The following is a 15,309-nucleotide window of genomic DNA, read 5'->3' as shown; positions in this document are numbered from 1 at the left end:
TCAGCTCAGCGGCGGCGCAGCAGGTGCATCGGGCCGAACAGGCGCTGCATGCCTTCGTGGCCGATGAAGCTCAGGTTGTACGGGTGCTCGGCATGGATCTGGGGAAAGCCGGCCGTTTCCGGCACTTTCTTCAGTTGCTCGGCGATCTTGCCCCACAGGACCAGCGTGGGCTTGACAGCGCAGCCGGCCAGCGCGGCGAACACGGCCTGCTGGAACGGTACCCAGGCGCGCGCGTCGGCGATGGGGGCGACGTGCTTGCGGAACACCAGCGACGCGTTCAGCAGCAGGAAGCCCTCGGCGAGCAGGTTGTCCTGCAGCTCGGAAAGCAGCGCGATCGATCCGTCCGTGCCCGCCGCCTTGGCGATCGGCGCCAGCGCGGCGCCGCCCGTATCGTCGACGGACAGCCGGCCGTCCGCCACCAGCAGCATCTTCATGAAGTTGCGCAGCGAGGTCGCGCGGTTGACGGGTTTCGACAGGCCCGTGTCCGACCACAGCGCGCCGACGGCGCCGTCCATGAAGCACACGCCGGTCGCGCTCTCGGGACGCGGGTACGGGCCCTCGCCCACCAGTACATAGCGCACCTGCTCCAATGGCAGGGCAAAGGCGGCGAACAGGCGGCCGCCGGTGGGCAGGTAGTCGTCCTGCGCCAGCGCGGGCAGGTAGCCGGGCGTGGCGCGCATCATCGCTTCCAGGCCGGCCTGCAGGGGAGCGCGCCAGGACGGGTCGGCCAGCTTCAGGGCGTCGAGGATCGCTGCGGGAATTGTGGCTGGATTCGTGGCTGGATTCGTGGTGTCGGACATTGCAAAGGCGCCAGTCGAAAAAAGGGCAGATTGTAGCCGAGGCCGGCCTTCGCAAGACCGGCGAACCACCTTTTTTCGCGCGCCGTTCCGGGGTTCAAGGTGGCGTCCCCCGCACGCGCATTCGTGCATCATCCGCTCCTTTCAACCCTGCCTTCCAGGAGACCGACATGCAGACGATCCGAGACATCATGACCCCCGACGTGCGCAGCATCGCGCCGCAGGAAACCGTGCAGCGCGCCGCGCAGCTGATGGATGAACTCAACGTGGGCGCGATCCCCGTGCTCGACGGCGAACAGCTGGTCGGCATGATCACCGACCGCGACATCACCGTGCGCTCGACGGCCGCCGGCCAGGCGCCGGACCAGGCCAAAGTGGGCGACGTGATGAGCACCGACGTGCGCACCTGCACCGCCAGCCAGACCGTGGACGAAGTGCTGGACGAGATGGGCGACGTCCAGATCCGCCGCCTGCCCGTGGTCGACGCCGATGCGCATGTGATCGGCATCGTGTCGCTGGGCGACATGGCGGCCAAGCACTCGGCCGGTATCGATCACACGCTGGAGAATATCTCGACGCCGGCGGAGCCGGACCGCTCGACGGTGGGGACGGAGACGCGGCACTGAAAGCACTGCCGCGCCGATACGTCGCCCCGCGAAGGCGGGGGCCCAAGGTTGCATGCGCGCTCGCTACGCCAGCAACATTGGGTCCCTGCCTGCGCAGGGACGACGTTCGGTTGAGCTTACTCCGCGTCCGGCTGGTTGGATGGATGCGCCGCCACGAACGCCGGAATCTCCACGCACGCCGCATTGATGCGCGCGATGTTCGGGTAGACGGACACGTCGATCCCGTGGCGCTGGGCATTGAAGACCTGCGGCACCAGGCAGCAGTCGGCGATGGTCGGCAGGTAGCCGTGGCACAGCGGGCCCGCGCTCGGGTCGCGCGCCAGGTGCTTTTCCAGGATCTCCAGCCCGCCCACCAGCCAGTGGCGATACCACTGCTTCTTGACGTCCTCCGACAGGCCCAGGTCGTCGACCAGGTAGCGCAGCACGCGCAGGTTGTTCACCGGGTGGATGTCGCAGGCGATGATCTGGGCGATCTCGCGCACGCGCGCGCGCCCCATCGCATCCTTGGGCAGCAGGGGCACGTCCGGATGCTCGTCCTCGAGGTATTCCAGGATCGCCATCGACTGCGTGAGCGTGATGTAGTCGTCCTGGAAGGTCGGCACCAGGCCGCTCGGGTTGAGGCGGGTGTACTCGTCCTTCAGGTGCTCGCCGCCGCCGCGCAGCAGGTGCACGGGAATGGCGTCGTAGGCGAGTCCCTTCAGGTTGAGCGCGATGCGCACCCGGTACGCGGCCGAGCTGCGGAAATAGGTATACAGCTTCATCCTTCCCTCCCCTGGTAACGGGCGACCTGCTGGTCGATGGCCCCGAAGATGCTGGCGCCGCCCGCATCCAGCATCTCGATGCGGACAGTATCGCCGAAGCGCAGGAACGGCGTGGCCGGCGCGCCCTGCTCGATCGTCTCGTACATGCGCAGCTCGGCCAGGCAGCAGTAGCCGACGCCGCCGTTGGCAATGCTCGAGCCGTGCAGGCCGCCCTGCTTGTTCGACACCGTGCCGGAACCGATGATGCTGCCGGCGCCCAGCTCGCGCGTCTTCGCCGCGTGGGCGACCAGCTCGCCGAAGCCGAAGGTCATGTCCTCGCCCGCGTCCGGGCGGCCGAACGGCTGGCCGTTGAGCGCCACCCGCAGCGGCAGGTGCAGCTTGCCGTCGCGCCAGGCCTCGCCCAGCTCGTCCGGCGTCACCGCCACCGGGGAAAAGGCGCTGGCCGGCTTGGACTGGTAGAAACCGAAGCCCTTCTCCAGTTCCTTCGGGATCAGGTTGCGCAGCGAGACGTCGTTGACCAGCATGACGAGGCGGATCGCCTCGCGTGCCTGGTCCGGGCTCGCGCCCATCGGCACGTCGCCCGTGACGACCGCGACCTCGGCCTCCAGGTCGATGCCCCAGTCCTCGGACAGCGCCGCGATCGGGTCGCGCGGACCGACGAAGGAATCGGACCCGCCCTGGTACATCAGCGGATCGGTATAGAACGACGGCGGCACCTGGGCGCCGCGCGCCTTGCGCACCAGCTCCACGTGGTTGATGTAGGCCGAGCCGTCGGCCCACTGGAACGCGCGCGGCAGCGGCGACGCGCAGTCTTCCTCGCGGAACGGCTGCGGCGCGGCGGCGATGCCGTCGTTCAGCTGGCCGTAGACTTTTTCCAGGCTGGACTTGACCTTGTCCCAGTCGTCCAGCGCCGCCTGCAGCGTGCGCGCGATATAGGGCACGGCCTGGCAGGTCGAGAGGTCACGGCTGACGACGACGAGGGTGCCGTCGCGGCCGCCGACTTTGAGGGAGGCGAGTTTCATGCGCAATCCTTAGAGTGAAAACAATGTTGCACGGCATTACAAGGCAAAACGGACTATCATACAAACAATATTTTCCGCTCAATTTATCGGACTATCTGATGAATCCCACGCTGCGCCAGATGCGCGCCTTCGTCGCCCTGGCCAGAATGGGCAATTTCACGCTCGCCGCCGCGTCCCTGCACGTCACGCAGTCGGCCCTGTCCGGCCTGATCAAGGAACTCGAACAGACGCTGGGCGTGCGCGTCGTCGACCGCAGCACGCGCCGTATCGCCCTCACGGCGACCGGACAAGAGCTTTACCCCCTATTCAGCCAGATGATCGATGATCTGGACGGTGCGCTTGCGAACATTGCGGACCAGGCGCAACTGCGCAAGGGCATCGTGCGGGTGGCCGTGCCCCAGCTGATGGCCTGCACGCTGCTGCCGCAAGTCATCGCGGCGTGGCGCGAACGCCACCCGGACATCCGGATCAGCCTGTCCGATTCCCCCGTCGAGGGCGTGACGGCGCGGGTGCTGTCCGGCGAGACGGATTTCGGCATCGGTCCGGAACGCGACGGCGCCCCGCAGCTGCAGGCGCGCCTGCTGATGGAAATGCCGTTCGAGGCCGTCGTGCCGCCCGGCCATCCCCTCGCCGGAAGGACGCGGGCCACGTGGGCCGAGCTCGCCGCCTGGCCGCTGATCTCGCTGCGCGGCCAGTTCACGGAACGCCTGCTGGCGGACATGGACGCGGCGCCTCCGGGCCTGGCGCTCAAGCCCGCCCATGAAGTGACCTATATGACGACGGCGCTGGCGATGGTCGCCGCCGGCCTCGGCATCACGGTCGGCATGCCCTACGCGGCGCCGCTCGTGCGCCTGCACGGCCTGGCGGCGGTGCCGCTGGCCGAGCCCGTGCTGACGCGCCGCTTCTTCGTCTACACACGCGAGCAGCGCTCGCTGACGCCGGCGGCGGAAGCGTTCATCGCCTTCCTGTTCGACTTCGTGGCGGACCGGCCCGCTGCAGCCCCGCCACTGCCGCGCTAGAATTCCCCATCGTTCATTCATTCGTCTTCCCATGTCCCTCAACACCGTCGCGATCAACCAGCGCATGGACAAGTTCGACGGCCACGCCAGCGTCTGGCTGTTCGGCTACGGCTCGCTGATCTTCAAGGCCGACTTCCCCTTCATCGAGCGGCGCCCGGCCAGCATCGCGGGATGGACGCGCAGGTTCTGGCAGGGTTCGCACGACCACCGCGGCACGGCAAGCGCGCCGGGCCGCGTCGTCACGCTGGCGCCGGAGCCGGGCGCGGTCTGCCACGGCATGGCCTACCTCGTCACGCCGGAAGAATTCGCCCACCTCGACTACCGCGAGAAGAACGGGTACCTGCGCCTGGCCACCGACATCCGCTTCGAAGACGGCAGCAGCGTCGAAGGCCTGGTCTACATCGCCACCCACGAGAACGCGGCCTATCTCGGTCCGGCCAGCGAGCGCGACATCGCCCGTCAGATTGCCGGCGCGCGCGGCCCCAGCGGCCCGAACAGCAAATACCTGCTGGAGCTGGCCAAGGCGCTGCGCGAACTGGGCAAGTTCGATGCGCACGTGGCCGAGATCGAAAAACACCTGCTCGCGTTCCAGGCCGAGGCCTGACGGGGGGGGCCGATGCGTCCCGCCGATTTATGGTCTAATCGTCTTGCTTGACGATTAACCAGGAGACTCTGATGCAACCCCAGCAGCCGACACCGAATGCCAACGAACTCGACGAAGCCACCCTCGCCTTCGTGCGCAAGGTCTTCCAGGCCGCGCGCAGCGGCGAGGCCGCGGAACTGGCCACGCTGCTCGACCAGGGCCTGCCGCCCAACCTGCGCAACGAACGCGGCGACAGCCTCTTGATGCTGGCCTGCTACCACGGCCACCAGGACGCCGCCCGCGTGCTGCTGGAGCGCGGCGCCGATCCGGAAATCATGAACGACGCCGGCCAGACCCCGCTGCACGGCGCCGCCTTCAAGGGCGACATCGCCATCGCCACGCTGCTGCTGGACCACGGCGCCAAGGTCGACAACGCGGGCCCGAACGGCAAGACGGCGCTGATGTTCGCCGCCATGTTCAACCGCGTCGACATCGTCAAGCTGTTCCTGGCGCGCGGCGCCGACGCCTTCCGCCTGGATGCGGACGGCCACTCGATCCTCGACGCGGCGCGCACGATGGGCGCGACCGACACGACGGCCCTGCTGGCCGCCATGACCAACGAACGCTGAGCGCGCACCCGCCACGCCGCCGATGCCGGGCGGCGGTCCGGTAGACTAGCGCGCCATGGACTCATCCTTGCCACCGGCCCGCGAGCCGGGCCTCGACCTGCTGCGCGCCGCCGCCATCGTCACGGTCATGCTGTACCACATCGCCAGCCACGGCTTCGACCTGCCCCGCATCGGCCGGCACGGCTGGATCGGTGTCGACCTGTTCTTCGTGCTGAGCGGCTACCTGATCGGCTGGCAGGTGCTGGGCCGGATCGCGGCGGGCGCGCATGCCGACTGGGGAACCTTCTGGCTGCGGCGCGCGCTGCGGGTGCTGCCGGCCTACTGGACGGTGCTGGCCGTCTACCTGGCGGTGCCGGCATGGCGCGAGGCGGAGACGATGGCCCCGCCCTGGCAATTCCTGACCTTCACCGTGAACCTGTTCCCGGACTACGCGCGCTACCGCGCCTACTCGCACGCGTGGTCGCTGTGCGTCGAGGAACATTTTTACCTGCTGTTCCCGCTCGCCGCCGGCGTGCTGACGCGGCGGCCCGGCAAGGCCCGCACGATCGCCGCCTTCGTCCTGCTGGCGGCGGGCGGCATGCTGCTGCGCGATGCGCTGTGGCGGCACGAGGTCGCGCCGCTGCTGGCGGCGGGCGATGCGGCCGGCGCCTTCCTGCGCCATGCGGAAACGATCTATGCGCCGACCTGGACGCATCTCGACGGCCTGCTGGCCGGCGTGCTGCTCGCCACCGTGCGGGCGTTCCGGCCCGCCTGGTGGACCGTACTGCTGCGCCGCGCGCCACTGCTGCTGGCGCTCGGGCTGGCGACGGTCGCGCTGGCAGTGCGGATCGATCCCGTCGGGCGTGCCGGTACCCTGCTGCTGTATCCGCTGCTGGGCCTCGGATTCGGCTGCCTGCTGGTGGCGGCCGTCAGTCCGCGCCTGCCGTTCGCGCGCGTCGCGCTGCCCGGTGCGCGGCCGCTCGCCCTGCTGGCGTTCAGCCTGTACCTGACGCATCGCCAGGTCTATGCCTGGCTCGACGCGCTGCTGGTCCACCTGGTCGGCAGCGCGCCCTGGGCCGCCTTCGCCATCGCAAACCTGGCCGCGCTGGCGGTGGCGGGGCTGCTCTACCTGGCCGTCGAGCGGCCGGGCCTGCTCCTGCGCGACCGCCTGCTGCGCCGCAGGACAGCCGTGCAGGACGGGTGACTCAGGCGGCGTCCTTGGCGCCGGCCTCGATCTCGGCCGTCGCACGCGCCAGAATGGCGGCGATGCGCTGCTGTTCCTCGGCCGAGGCGCCGGCACGGGCACGGAGCGCGTGCCGCAAGGCATGGCGCGCTTCGGCGAATTCCTTCGTCATCGCCGCGCCGTCCCCTTCGTCCTCCGCCATGGCGCTGCGCATGCGCGCCATTTTCTCGGCCATGTGCTGCAGTTTGGCCAGCATCGCGTCGACGCGTTCGCGGTGCTCTTCCAGGTGCGCGCGTCCCTCGTCCGACAGCGAATAGCGCTTGCGCGTACCCTCGAGCGCGACGCCGACGTGGCCGCGGTCTTCCAGGAAGGCCAGGGCCGGATACATCATGCCGGGGCTGGGCACGTAGAAGCCGTTGGAGCGCGTCTCCAGCGCCTTGATGAGCTCATAGCCATGGCTGGGCTGCTCGCCGATCAGAGCCAGCAGCAGCAACTGCAGGTCGTCCGACGACAGCTTGCGGCCGCGCGGCATGCCGCCCTCGTCGTCGAAACCGAAGCCGCCCGGCCCGCGGCCGCCGCGTCCGTGCACGCCGTGCGGGCCGCCGCCGCGATGGCGCGGTCCTGCGTGATGATGGTGGCCGTGCTCGCCGCCGTCATGATGGTGGCCATGGTGATGGTCGTGATGGTGTTTGTGGTGAGGCATGACCTGCATCCTTATATCGTAAGATGCATCGTAAGATATAGATGATCGTTGATGGTGTCAACCTTTATGGTGAGAAAGCGTGGCTGGGCGATCGGGCCGCGCCTGTATGCCATGGCTGCCGGGGGACGATCCGCCGATAACGTTGACACCGCCGCCCTGGGAGGGAACACTTGAGGAAACGTCCGCCGCCATCGAAAGCGGACTACCCTTCGCCAGGAATCCCCATGACGTCGACATGCATCCGCCTCTGCCTGCTATTGATACCTGTCGCCAGCGCTGCGCAAGCACAGGTGTCGGACGCCGATTTTTGCAGAAACGGCTTGTTTCCAAGCGAGCAGGAACATCTCGGGCTGGGCGTGATCCAGGGTCGGGAGGGCGAGAAAGTACATTTTTTGGGAGATATGGACGGTTGTCCCGCGCGCAAGGAATCCTGCGTGAGTCCGGCATATCTGGTCCCGGGAGACCGCGTGGTGGTCGGCAAAAGTAACGCCGAGTGGTCCTGCGTGTGGTATCAGGGCCGGAAGCACGAGTCTGTTTCCTGGGTGCCGAAGAAGAACGTGGCAATGCTTCCAGCGCCACCGATCCATCCGCCAGGGGACTGGGTGGGCGTATGGGCGGATGGCCCGAACAGGATCCGCATCTCCTCGACGGGCAAGGGTGGCGAACTCGCGATGCTGTCCACCTTGCGTTGGGAGGGCGGGACACTGCCGAATGGCGAGCCGATCGCGCATTTCGGCGGCATGTCAGGTGTGTTGCACGTCGACGGTCGACACGCCGGCGCGGCGCAGTCGGGGTGCCAGGTCAGGCTTGCCAGGATCGGCGACTACCTGGCGGCAGACGATAACGGTACGTGCGGCGGCATGAACGTCAGGCACACGGGCATGTACTTGCGCCGGCCGCGATGACGCGACGACGTCGCCTGCCACGCACCGGATCGCTCAGCGCGGATAGACGAAGCCCGTACGGATGTCGGTCGGCAAGAGGCGCTGGCCATCGCGCACCATCAGGCGCTGCGGCGGCTCGTCGCCGGCGAGCGGACGCCAGATGACTGGCAGTCCTTCGCCTTTGCGCACCAGTTCGTCGCTGCGCTCGAACACATTGGCGCAACCCGTCGCAGCGATCAGCGCCTGCACGATGGTCACTTTCCACAAATCGACGCCGGCGGCATTGAACTGGCACACCAGGTAACCGCCGGTGCCGCCATAGCTGTGCACCAGCAGGCCGGGCAGGCCGTCCTTGTCGCCGTCGATCACCAGGACCAGGGCTTGCGGATCGGCGCCGCGCACGGCCATGGCACGCCGCGCGACGGCCGCCTGCACGCGGCGCTTCATCATCGCGTGGTCGACGGGCTCGTCCTCGCGCAGGGTCCAGATGCGGGCGGCGATCTGCGATTTGGCGTTATACGCCGCGCGGGCCAGGAACTGGCGCGACGACGATTGCACGAGCGCGGTGAAACCGGGCTTGGAACGTTCTTGCGGCCGGCCGTCGACCTTGTCGATGGCGGAGGGGTAGATCCAGGGATCCCCGGACAGCAGACTCTTTTCTTTGCCCTGCTTGATGGTAAGGATGAGCATATGCGGGCTTCGTTTTCGGGAGCCGCATCATACAGCACGTCACGAGTACTTGCGCCGAACTGTTGTTCGTCCGCCTCGGCCGTCGATTCAGGCGGCGTCGAGCACGGCCCGCACCTGGCGCGCGCGTTCCTCGACGCCGCCGTGCAGGACGGTATGGGGAATGCCGCGCGCCTCCAGGTCCTGCAGCACGAGTTGCTGGATGCGCCCGCGCCAGGCTTCGTTCTCGCGTACTTCCTGTTCTTCGTAGGGAATATCGTCGGCGCAGACGAAGGTGTGGGCATAGCGCGTCCTGCACTCGTCCGCGCAGCGCAGCAGTGCGGCGGGCGGCGGGTCGCCGACCTGCTTGAACTGAATGCCCAGCAACAGCGTGGTCAGGGCATTCGTGTCGACGAACAGCCAGCGCCGCGCCTGCGGGCGTGCCGCGTCCTCGGCCTGGCGGTGGCGCAGGGCGATCTCGACGTAGTCGTCCGGACCCAGCCTGCCCTGCTTTTCTTCCCAGATGAAGCGGCCGATTTCCGGCACCGACACGGTGCCGTATGCGCGAGCGAGAAACTCGGCCAGCGTCGACTTGCCCGTCGATTCGGCGCCGACGAACACGACCATGCGAACGCCATCGCCCTCCATTGGTGCTCGGGTGCCGGCCGTGCTGCTGTGCTGCGTCTCCATGGGCGAATCCGATGCTGAAAGGCATCATCGTAGCCGAGAGTGATCGTGCTCACAACGCCGCGTCCGAACGGCCTTCTATTGCCCCTACTAGCAACGATGGTTATGATGACAACAGAAACCATCTCAACCTGAAAGGTCCAGCATGCCCCAGCTCCGCGCCGCCGCTTTCCTGCTTCGCCCACTGACGACGGCCGATGCGCCCGCCATGGCGGCGGCGGTACGCGAATCGCAAGCCACCGTCGGCAAATGGATGAGCTGGGCCCATCCCGGCTACAGCGAAACGGAAGCATTGAGCTGGGTCGCCATCTGCGACGCCGGCCGCGCCGACGGCAGCGCCCACGAATTCGGCATCTTCCGTTCGGACGGCAAGACCTTCGTCGGCGTCGCCGGCCTGAACCAGTTCAACCGCCTGAACGGCTTCTGCAACCTGGGCTACTGGGTGCGCGAATCCGCCCAGCGCCAGGACGCCGCGCTGGCCGCCGTCGGCGCACTGGCCGACTACGCATTCCGGCAACTCGACCAGAACAGGGTCGAGATCGTCGTCGCCGAAGGCAACTTGCCGAGCCTGACGCTCGCGCACAAGGCCGGCGCCGTCTACGAGTGCCTGGCGCGCAAGCGGCTGCGGCTGCATGGCGAGGCCGTGTCGGCCCATATGCTGTCGCTCGTGCCCGGCTACACGCCGCGGCTGGCCTAAGCTAAGCACTCGCCGGCAACGCGTATCGGCAAGCCGGTACGGTCAAAACAGATCCATCTGCGCCGCCTTCGCGCTGCTCGGCTTGGCGACCGGCTTCGGCACCACCAGCGGACGGCGGAACTGCGTGCCGTCGCTGACATTGAAGCGGCTCATCCTTCCTTCCAGCCCCAAGCGTTTCACGGCCTTGGTGAAGCGCTGTCGGATCAGGTCGGCCCACACCCCCTCGCCCTGCATGCGCTTGCCGAAGTCGCTGTCGTAGTCCTTGCCGCCGCGCATGTCGCGGATGCGGTTCATCACGCGCTGGGCCCGATCCGGGAAGTGGGCGTGCAGCCATTGCTGGAACAGAGGATTGACTTCCCAGGGCATGCGCAGCACCGTGTAGTGGGCGCCGACGGCGCCGGCGTCCTTGGCGGCCTCGAGGATGCGCTCGATTTCCGGTTCCGTCACGAAAGGGATGATCGGCGCCACGCTGACGCTGACGGGAATGCCCGCTTCCGTCAGCGTCCGGATCGCGCGCAGGCGCCGGGCCGGTGCGGCGGCGCGCGGTTCCAGCGTGCGCGAGATTTCGCCGTCCAGCGTGGTCAGGGTGATGGCGGCGCAGGCCAGGCCCTTCTCGGCCATCGGCGCGATCAGGTCGATGTCGCGCTCGATCAGCGCCGACTTGGTGATCAGGCCGTAGGGGTGGTTGCACTCGCCCAGCACTTCCAGCACCTCGCGCGTGATGCGGCGCTCGCGCTCGCAGGGCTGGTAGGCGTCCGTATTCACGCCGATCGCGATGTTCTCGGGCACGTAGCCGGGACGCGCGAGCTCCTGGCGCAGCAGGTCGGCGGCATTCACCTTGGCGAACAGCCGGCTTTCGAAGTCCAGGCCCGGCGACAGGCCCAGGTAGGCGTGCGTCGGCCGCGCGAAGCAATAGATGCAGCCGTGCTCGCAGCCGCGGTAGGGATTCAGCGAGACGCTGAAGGGGATGTCGGGCGAGGTATTGCGGCTGAGGATGCTTTTTGCGATCTCGTCCGTGACTTCGGTCTTGAGCGGCGCCGGCGTGTCTTCCGCCACGCCCGGCACGCTCCAGCCGTCGTCGAAGCGTTCGCGGCCGTTGACTTCGTAGCGGCCCTGGATATTGGTGACGGCGCCGCGGCCTTTCAACGGCGCCACTGAGGCAGCTTTGGGCGGAAACGGCAACATCACCTGCGTTTCCACGCGGCCACGATTTGCGATCATGCTGGCTTTTGCCCGGTTCACACGGCGCTCCTTAAAAAGTACTGTATGTTTATACAGTATAGTACGCCGATGTCAAGAAGGGTTCAAGTGCAGTGTTTTTGCGGCTTGTTGTTGCACAAAACCGTCAAACGCGGCCAGCAGAGGCCGGTAACGGGCTGGATCGTTGTCGATCTGTCCAAGCGCATGCGCTACCGCTTCCAGCGTCGACAGCTGGTGCGGCGCATGCGCCTTGCGGATCCGGTAGCCCGACGCCGGCACGTCGCGCAGCGCCAGGCGCGGCAGGCGCTGCAGCGCGGGATTCAGGTACAGCATCTTGCGGCTCTTGCGCCAGGTGCCGTCCAGCACGGCGAGCCGGAGCAGGCCGGGCTGGGCCAGCAAGGCCTCGTCCAGCGCCGGCGGCGGCGCGATGCCCAGCGCCGCGTCGCCGGGCGTGTCGGGATACAGCAGGATGGGGGTTCTGCCGCCCGCTTCCAGCAGGCCGGCGAGCTCGGCGGGATCGAAGGCTTCGCCGACGGCCAGGCGGCTGCCGGGCAGGCACAGGTGCAGCAGGCGCGCGCTGTTCTTGGCGTTGCGCACTTCGAGCGGATGCTGCAGCACGAGCAGTTCGACGGCGGCGGCCACGGGCGCCGCCCAGCGGCAGATGCAGTCGCTTTGCGCGCGCAGGCAGGCGGCGCAGGTCGCGCGGCGATGGGGGATGGAAGGAATCGTCATGGGCCGCGATTGTAGCGCCGCCCACGACGGGAACGCATCACATGCTGCTCACCCGGCGCCCGTGCGGCGGCGCGCCGTCGGCCGCATCGTCGGGCGGCGTCGCGCCGCGCAGGGGCTGGAACGCCCTGCTCCACGCCACCACCTGGTCGAGCATGGCATCGAGCGCCTCGACCTGGCGCTCGGGCGGGTTGACCTTGCCGTCGGCAAAATCGGTGAACAGCGACAGCATCACCTGGGCGCGCACGTCGGCCACCATCAGTTCGCCCATCACGAGGCGCAGGCTTTCGATGGCGCGGGCGCCGCCCACGCTGCCGTAGCCGACGAAGCCGGCGGCCTTGTTGTTCCACTCCTTGTACAGGAAATCGATGGCGTTCTTGAGCGCGCCGGAAGTGCCGTGGTTGTATTCCGGCGTGACGAACACGAAGCCGTCGAAGCTGGCGATGCGCGCGGCCCAGGCCTGCGTGTGCGGTTTCGTATACTGGCCCTGCGACGGCGGCACGGGCTCGTCCAGCAGCGGCAGGTCGAAGTCGGCGATGTCGACCAGTTCGTAGATCGCGTCGCCGCGCATGCCGGCAACGTCCATCACCCAGTCGGCCACGGCCGGCGCCTTGCGGCCAGGGCGGGTACTGCCGACGATCACTCCGATATTCAGCATGTGCTCCTCCTTGCAAATGTCGATTTGCTATCGATTCTAGGGAGGGAGCGGGATCGGGCGCGCCCGATACGAGCACAAAGAAAAAGGCGGCACGACCGCGAGGTCGTGCCGCCCTGTCCCTACGTCACGCTAGGCGATCAGAAGGTGTAGGCCAGGCCCAGGCTGAAGAAGCGGCCCACGGCGCCCGCTTGGTGCAGCGACGCGTTGTACGCGGTCTGCACGGTCGAGTTGCCGTAGGTGTTCGGATCCAGCGGAGGCTGCTTGTCGAACACGTTCAGGATGGCGCCGCGCAGCGTCAGGTTCTCGCTCAGCTTGTACTGCACGTTCAGGTTGGTCGTGGTGAACGATGCAACGTGGCAGAACGCATCCGGCTGAACCAGGTTCTGGAAGTAGTTGCGGCTGGTGATGTCGCGTGCGATCGTCGCGCAGTCGGTATAGCCGGCGGCCGGATCCAGTGCCGAGAAGTCGCTGGTGTAGTTCACCGTGGCGTTCACGTCCAGCGGACCCTTGGCATAGCCGAGGGTGAATTGCGCACGGTTCTTCGGCGAACCGGTCGCACCCGACACCACCGACGGGCCGTGGGTACCGGCCAGCTGGTAGGTCTTGCCGGCGATTTCCTGCTCGTAGCTGAACGTGTGCGCAGCGCTCAGGTTCGCGCGCAGCGTACCCAGGTCGCTCGGCAGGCGCCAGCGGTAGCCGATGTCCGCTTCGATACCGTCGGTCTTGGTCGAGCCGGCGTTCACGTAGCCCGATTCGGCGAACAGGATCGGGCCGACCGCCGGGGTAGCCAGGTAGGTGCCGCCATTGCCGTCGGAGATGTCGACCGGCACCGGGTTGCCGCGTACGAAGGTCGGGACGTAGCTCGGGTCGTTGCCGGCCGCGGTCACGATCTGGTTCTTGACGTCGATCTTGTAGTAGTCGACGGTCGCGTTCAGGCCCTTGAACGGCTCGAGGACGACGCCCAGGGTGTAGGACTTCGATTTCTCAGGCGACAGATCCGAGCTCGGACGCTGCACGTAGGTCGGCTGGATGCCGCAGGCGCCGGTCTTCGGGGTGCCGGCCGCGTTCTGGTTGCCGGTCGGGCACAGGATCGGGTCGTCGATGCCGTTGAACGAGAAGAACGAACCCGAATTGCCGGTCTCGGCCGGGTTCGGTGCGCGGAAGCCACGCGCGAAGGTACCGCGCACGGCGAACTTCTCGGACTGCGTCCACTTGAAGCTGGCCGCCGGCGTGAACGAGTGACCGTAGGTGTCGTAATGGTCGTAGCGGCCCGACACGTGCAGTTCCAGGTTCTTGATCGGGGTCGCCTGCAGTTCGGCGAAGCCGGCGGTATTGGTTTCGTCGCCGATCACGAAGGCCGAGGTGTTGCCGACGGCGCCGATGCGGGTCAGTTCGGACGGCGGCGCATCCCAGGTACGCTTGTGCCAGTGCACGCCGGCAGCCAGGGCCAGCGGGCCGGCGCCCAGTTGCATCAGTTCGCGCGAACCGACGGCGTCAAGGTAGTTCAGCTTCGATTCCAGGGTATTCGAGAAGTGCGGCGCGACCTGGTTCAGCAGGTCCGGCGAATTACCGCCCAGCACGTTCCACTTGCCTGCGCCGATCAGGTCGTACAGGGCCACGCGGTTGACGTAGCCGCTGTAGTCGATGTCGGCCTTCGACTTGGTCAGGCCGCCGGCGAACTGCAGGTCCCAGCCGTAGGCGTGGCCGGTCAGGTCGAGCGCGAAGCGAGTGGTGGTGGCGCTGTTGTCCTGCGCCGACGATTCCGGCACGCCCGGGATATAGCCGTACAGGCGGGTACCGTCGCCAAACGGGTTGACGAGGCCGGCGCCGATCTGCGCACCCTTGCCGAACGTGGTCGTGCGCGCGCCCAGTGCCGGGATCAGCGTGTTGCCGTTGATGACGTTATAGCCGTTGAAGCTGGTCTGGCTGTAGGTCGGGCCGATGCCGCGGTTGTTGGTGTTGTCGCGCTTGAACATCGAACCCTTGAACGCCAGTTCCCAGTCCGCGTTCAGCTTCTTGGTCATGCCGATCAAGATGTTCAGGTTTTCGGTTTCCGGCTGGATATAACCAACGTTGTCCGTCACCGCGCAGCCGCCCGCCATGTACTTGCCGTAGTTGCAGCTCGGATCCAGGAACTGGAAGTTGGCCGCGTTGTTGACGCCGCCGGCACCCGACGGGTTGTACAGGAACGGCGAGCTGGCCGCGGTCAGGTAACCCAGGCGCGAGGTGGGCACGCCGTAGGTCAGGTCGTTGCCGCCGCGCGTACGCCAGTCGAGATTGGTCCAGTCGTTGCCGAGGCGATCGGAGATCTTGATCGCACCCTGGTGGCGCCACTCGGCCGTGAAGAAGGCGTTGTAGCCGTCGGTGTCGATGTCGCCGATGCCGCTGCTCAGCGAAGCGCGGTGGGTCTGGCCGCCGCCGTGCTGGGTGTCGCCGGATTCGGCGGCGAAGCGGGTGCCCTGGAAGTTCTTCTTCAGCTTGATGTT

General features: G+C 67.4%; 17 protein-coding genes. 7 read left to right on the top strand and 10 right to left on the bottom strand.

Annotated elements, in window-relative coordinates:
• Positions 1 to 5: 5 nt before the first annotated feature.
• Complete coding sequence (locus QPK32_RS15065; RefSeq protein ID WP_290413605.1) at positions 6 to 800, bottom strand: uracil-DNA glycosylase; 795 nt, start codon at positions 798 to 800, stop codon at positions 6 to 8.
• 167 nt (positions 801 to 967) lie between these two features.
• On the opposite strand from QPK32_RS15065, the gene QPK32_RS15060 reads away from it, so the two are divergent.
• Complete coding sequence (locus tag QPK32_RS15060) at positions 968 to 1,423, top strand: CBS domain-containing protein (RefSeq protein WP_290413604.1); 456 nt, start codon at positions 968 to 970, stop codon at positions 1,421 to 1,423.
• Between the two features lie 116 nt (positions 1,424 to 1,539).
• Here the strand turns inward: QPK32_RS15060 and maiA are convergent, their stop codons facing one another.
• Together maiA and QPK32_RS15050 are read right to left on the bottom strand one after the other, a co-directional pair.
• Positions 1,540 to 2,184 (bottom strand): maleylacetoacetate isomerase, encoded by a 645-nt coding sequence (gene maiA, locus QPK32_RS15055; RefSeq protein ID WP_290413603.1) that lies wholly within the window; start codon positions 2,182 to 2,184, stop codon positions 1,540 to 1,542.
• A complete protein-coding gene (locus QPK32_RS15050) occupies positions 2,181 to 3,206 on the bottom strand; it encodes a fumarylacetoacetate hydrolase family protein (protein WP_290413602.1) in 1,026 nt (341 codons plus the stop codon). The genes maiA and QPK32_RS15050 overlap by 4 nt, the downstream gene beginning before the upstream one ends.
• Positions 3,207 to 3,304: 98 nt before the next feature.
• Here QPK32_RS15050 and QPK32_RS15045 point away from each other — a divergent pair, with 98 nt between their 5' ends.
• From QPK32_RS15045 to QPK32_RS15030, 4 genes are all read left to right on the top strand, one after another.
• Entirely contained in the window at positions 3,305 to 4,225 is a 921-nt protein-coding gene (locus QPK32_RS15045) for a LysR family transcriptional regulator (protein WP_290413601.1), read from the top strand.
• A 31-nt stretch (positions 4,226 to 4,256) separates the two neighbouring features.
• Complete coding sequence (locus tag QPK32_RS15040) at positions 4,257 to 4,829, top strand: gamma-glutamylcyclotransferase (RefSeq protein ID WP_290413600.1); 573 nt, start codon at positions 4,257 to 4,259, stop codon at positions 4,827 to 4,829.
• A gap of 71 nt (positions 4,830 to 4,900) precedes the next feature.
• Positions 4,901 to 5,437 (top strand): ankyrin repeat domain-containing protein, encoded by a 537-nt coding sequence (locus tag QPK32_RS15035; RefSeq protein WP_290413599.1) that lies wholly within the window; start codon positions 4,901 to 4,903, stop codon positions 5,435 to 5,437.
• 55 nt (positions 5,438 to 5,492) lie between these two features.
• Positions 5,493 to 6,620: an acyltransferase gene (locus tag QPK32_RS15030; protein ID WP_290413598.1), complete on the top strand. Its 1,128-nt coding sequence runs from the start codon at positions 5,493 to 5,495 to the stop codon at positions 6,618 to 6,620.
• A gap of 1 nt (position 6,621) precedes the next feature.
• On the opposite strand, the gene QPK32_RS15025 is transcribed toward QPK32_RS15030, so the two are convergent.
• Positions 6,622 to 7,311 carry a PadR family transcriptional regulator gene (locus QPK32_RS15025; RefSeq protein ID WP_374046751.1) on the bottom strand — a complete coding sequence of 230 codons (690 nt, stop codon included), beginning with the start codon at positions 7,309 to 7,311 and terminating at the stop codon, positions 6,622 to 6,624.
• Between the two features lie 215 nt (positions 7,312 to 7,526).
• Here QPK32_RS15025 and QPK32_RS15020 point away from each other — a divergent pair, with 215 nt between their 5' ends.
• Positions 7,527 to 8,207, top strand: coding sequence for a hypothetical protein (locus QPK32_RS15020; protein WP_290413596.1), 681 nt, complete (start codon positions 7,527 to 7,529; stop codon positions 8,205 to 8,207).
• 33 nt (positions 8,208 to 8,240) lie between these two features.
• Here QPK32_RS15020 and QPK32_RS15015 read toward each other — a convergent pair whose 3' ends face one another.
• Positions 8,241 to 8,876 (bottom strand): SAM-dependent methyltransferase, encoded by a 636-nt coding sequence (locus QPK32_RS15015; RefSeq protein ID WP_290413595.1) that lies wholly within the window; start codon positions 8,874 to 8,876, stop codon positions 8,241 to 8,243.
• Positions 8,877 to 8,963: 87 nt separating this feature from the next.
• Positions 8,964 to 9,542 carry an ATP-binding protein gene (locus tag QPK32_RS15010; protein ID WP_290413594.1) on the bottom strand — a complete coding sequence of 193 codons (579 nt, stop codon included), beginning with the start codon at positions 9,540 to 9,542 and terminating at the stop codon, positions 8,964 to 8,966.
• Positions 9,543 to 9,684: 142 nt separating this feature from the next.
• Between QPK32_RS15010 and QPK32_RS15005 the strand changes: the two genes are divergently transcribed.
• Positions 9,685 to 10,236, top strand: a complete 552-nt coding sequence (locus QPK32_RS15005) for a GNAT family N-acetyltransferase (protein ID WP_290413593.1) — start codon at positions 9,685 to 9,687, stop codon at positions 10,234 to 10,236.
• Between the two features lie 42 nt (positions 10,237 to 10,278).
• Here QPK32_RS15005 and QPK32_RS15000 read toward each other — a convergent pair whose 3' ends face one another.
• The 4 genes from QPK32_RS15000 to QPK32_RS14985 form a co-directional block, all read right to left on the bottom strand.
• A complete protein-coding gene (locus QPK32_RS15000; protein WP_290413754.1) occupies positions 10,279 to 11,421 on the bottom strand; it encodes a PA0069 family radical SAM protein in 1,143 nt (380 codons plus the stop codon).
• A gap of 108 nt (positions 11,422 to 11,529) precedes the next feature.
• Positions 11,530 to 12,168 carry a tRNA-uridine aminocarboxypropyltransferase gene (locus QPK32_RS14995; RefSeq protein WP_290413592.1) on the bottom strand — a complete coding sequence of 213 codons (639 nt, stop codon included), beginning with the start codon at positions 12,166 to 12,168 and terminating at the stop codon, positions 11,530 to 11,532.
• 37 nt (positions 12,169 to 12,205) lie between these two features.
• A complete protein-coding gene (locus QPK32_RS14990; RefSeq protein WP_290413591.1) occupies positions 12,206 to 12,823 on the bottom strand; it encodes an NADPH-dependent FMN reductase in 618 nt (205 codons plus the stop codon).
• 137 nt (positions 12,824 to 12,960) lie between these two features.
• Positions 12,961 to 15,309 (bottom strand): TonB-dependent receptor domain-containing protein (locus tag QPK32_RS14985; protein WP_290413590.1); only part of this gene is annotated, 2,349 nt, incomplete at its 5' end.

Source organism: Massilia sp. YIM B02763, assembly GCF_030412015.1.
In the GTDB taxonomy this organism is placed as follows: Bacteria; Pseudomonadota; Gammaproteobacteria; order Burkholderiales; family Burkholderiaceae_D; genus Telluria.
The sequence above is the reverse complement of the archived record's forward strand: the minus strand, read 5'-3'. Positions and strand labels throughout refer to the sequence as shown.

Coding starts and splice junctions, on each gene's coding strand:
- QPK32_RS15065 (WP_290413605.1), bottom strand. CDS start 800: ATGTCCGACACCACGAATCCAGCCACGAATCCAGCCACAATTCCCGCA.
- QPK32_RS15060 (WP_290413604.1), top strand. CDS start 968: ATGCAGACGATCCGAGACATCATGACCCCCGACGTGCGCAGCATCGCG.
- maiA (WP_290413603.1), bottom strand. CDS start 2,184: ATGAAGCTGTATACCTATTTCCGCAGCTCGGCCGCGTACCGGGTGCGC.
- QPK32_RS15050 (WP_290413602.1), bottom strand. CDS start 3,206: ATGAAACTCGCCTCCCTCAAAGTCGGCGGCCGCGACGGCACCCTCGTC.
- QPK32_RS15045 (WP_290413601.1), top strand. CDS start 3,305: ATGAATCCCACGCTGCGCCAGATGCGCGCCTTCGTCGCCCTGGCCAGA.
- QPK32_RS15040 (WP_290413600.1), top strand. CDS start 4,257: ATGTCCCTCAACACCGTCGCGATCAACCAGCGCATGGACAAGTTCGAC.
- QPK32_RS15035 (WP_290413599.1), top strand. CDS start 4,901: ATGCAACCCCAGCAGCCGACACCGAATGCCAACGAACTCGACGAAGCC.
- QPK32_RS15030 (WP_290413598.1), top strand. CDS start 5,493: ATGGACTCATCCTTGCCACCGGCCCGCGAGCCGGGCCTCGACCTGCTG.
- QPK32_RS15025 (WP_374046751.1), bottom strand. CDS start 7,311: ATGCAGGTCATGCCTCACCACAAACACCATCACGACCATCACCATGGC.
- QPK32_RS15020 (WP_290413596.1), top strand. CDS start 7,527: ATGACGTCGACATGCATCCGCCTCTGCCTGCTATTGATACCTGTCGCC.
- QPK32_RS15015 (WP_290413595.1), bottom strand. CDS start 8,876: ATGCTCATCCTTACCATCAAGCAGGGCAAAGAAAAGAGTCTGCTGTCC.
- QPK32_RS15010 (WP_290413594.1), bottom strand. CDS start 9,542: ATGGAGACGCAGCACAGCAGCACGGCCGGCACCCGAGCACCAATGGAG.
- QPK32_RS15005 (WP_290413593.1), top strand. CDS start 9,685: ATGCCCCAGCTCCGCGCCGCCGCTTTCCTGCTTCGCCCACTGACGACG.
- QPK32_RS15000 (WP_290413754.1), bottom strand. CDS start 11,421: ATGTTGCCGTTTCCGCCCAAAGCTGCCTCAGTGGCGCCGTTGAAAGGC.
- QPK32_RS14995 (WP_290413592.1), bottom strand. CDS start 12,168: ATGACGATTCCTTCCATCCCCCATCGCCGCGCGACCTGCGCCGCCTGC.
- QPK32_RS14990 (WP_290413591.1), bottom strand. CDS start 12,823: ATGCTGAATATCGGAGTGATCGTCGGCAGTACCCGCCCTGGCCGCAAG.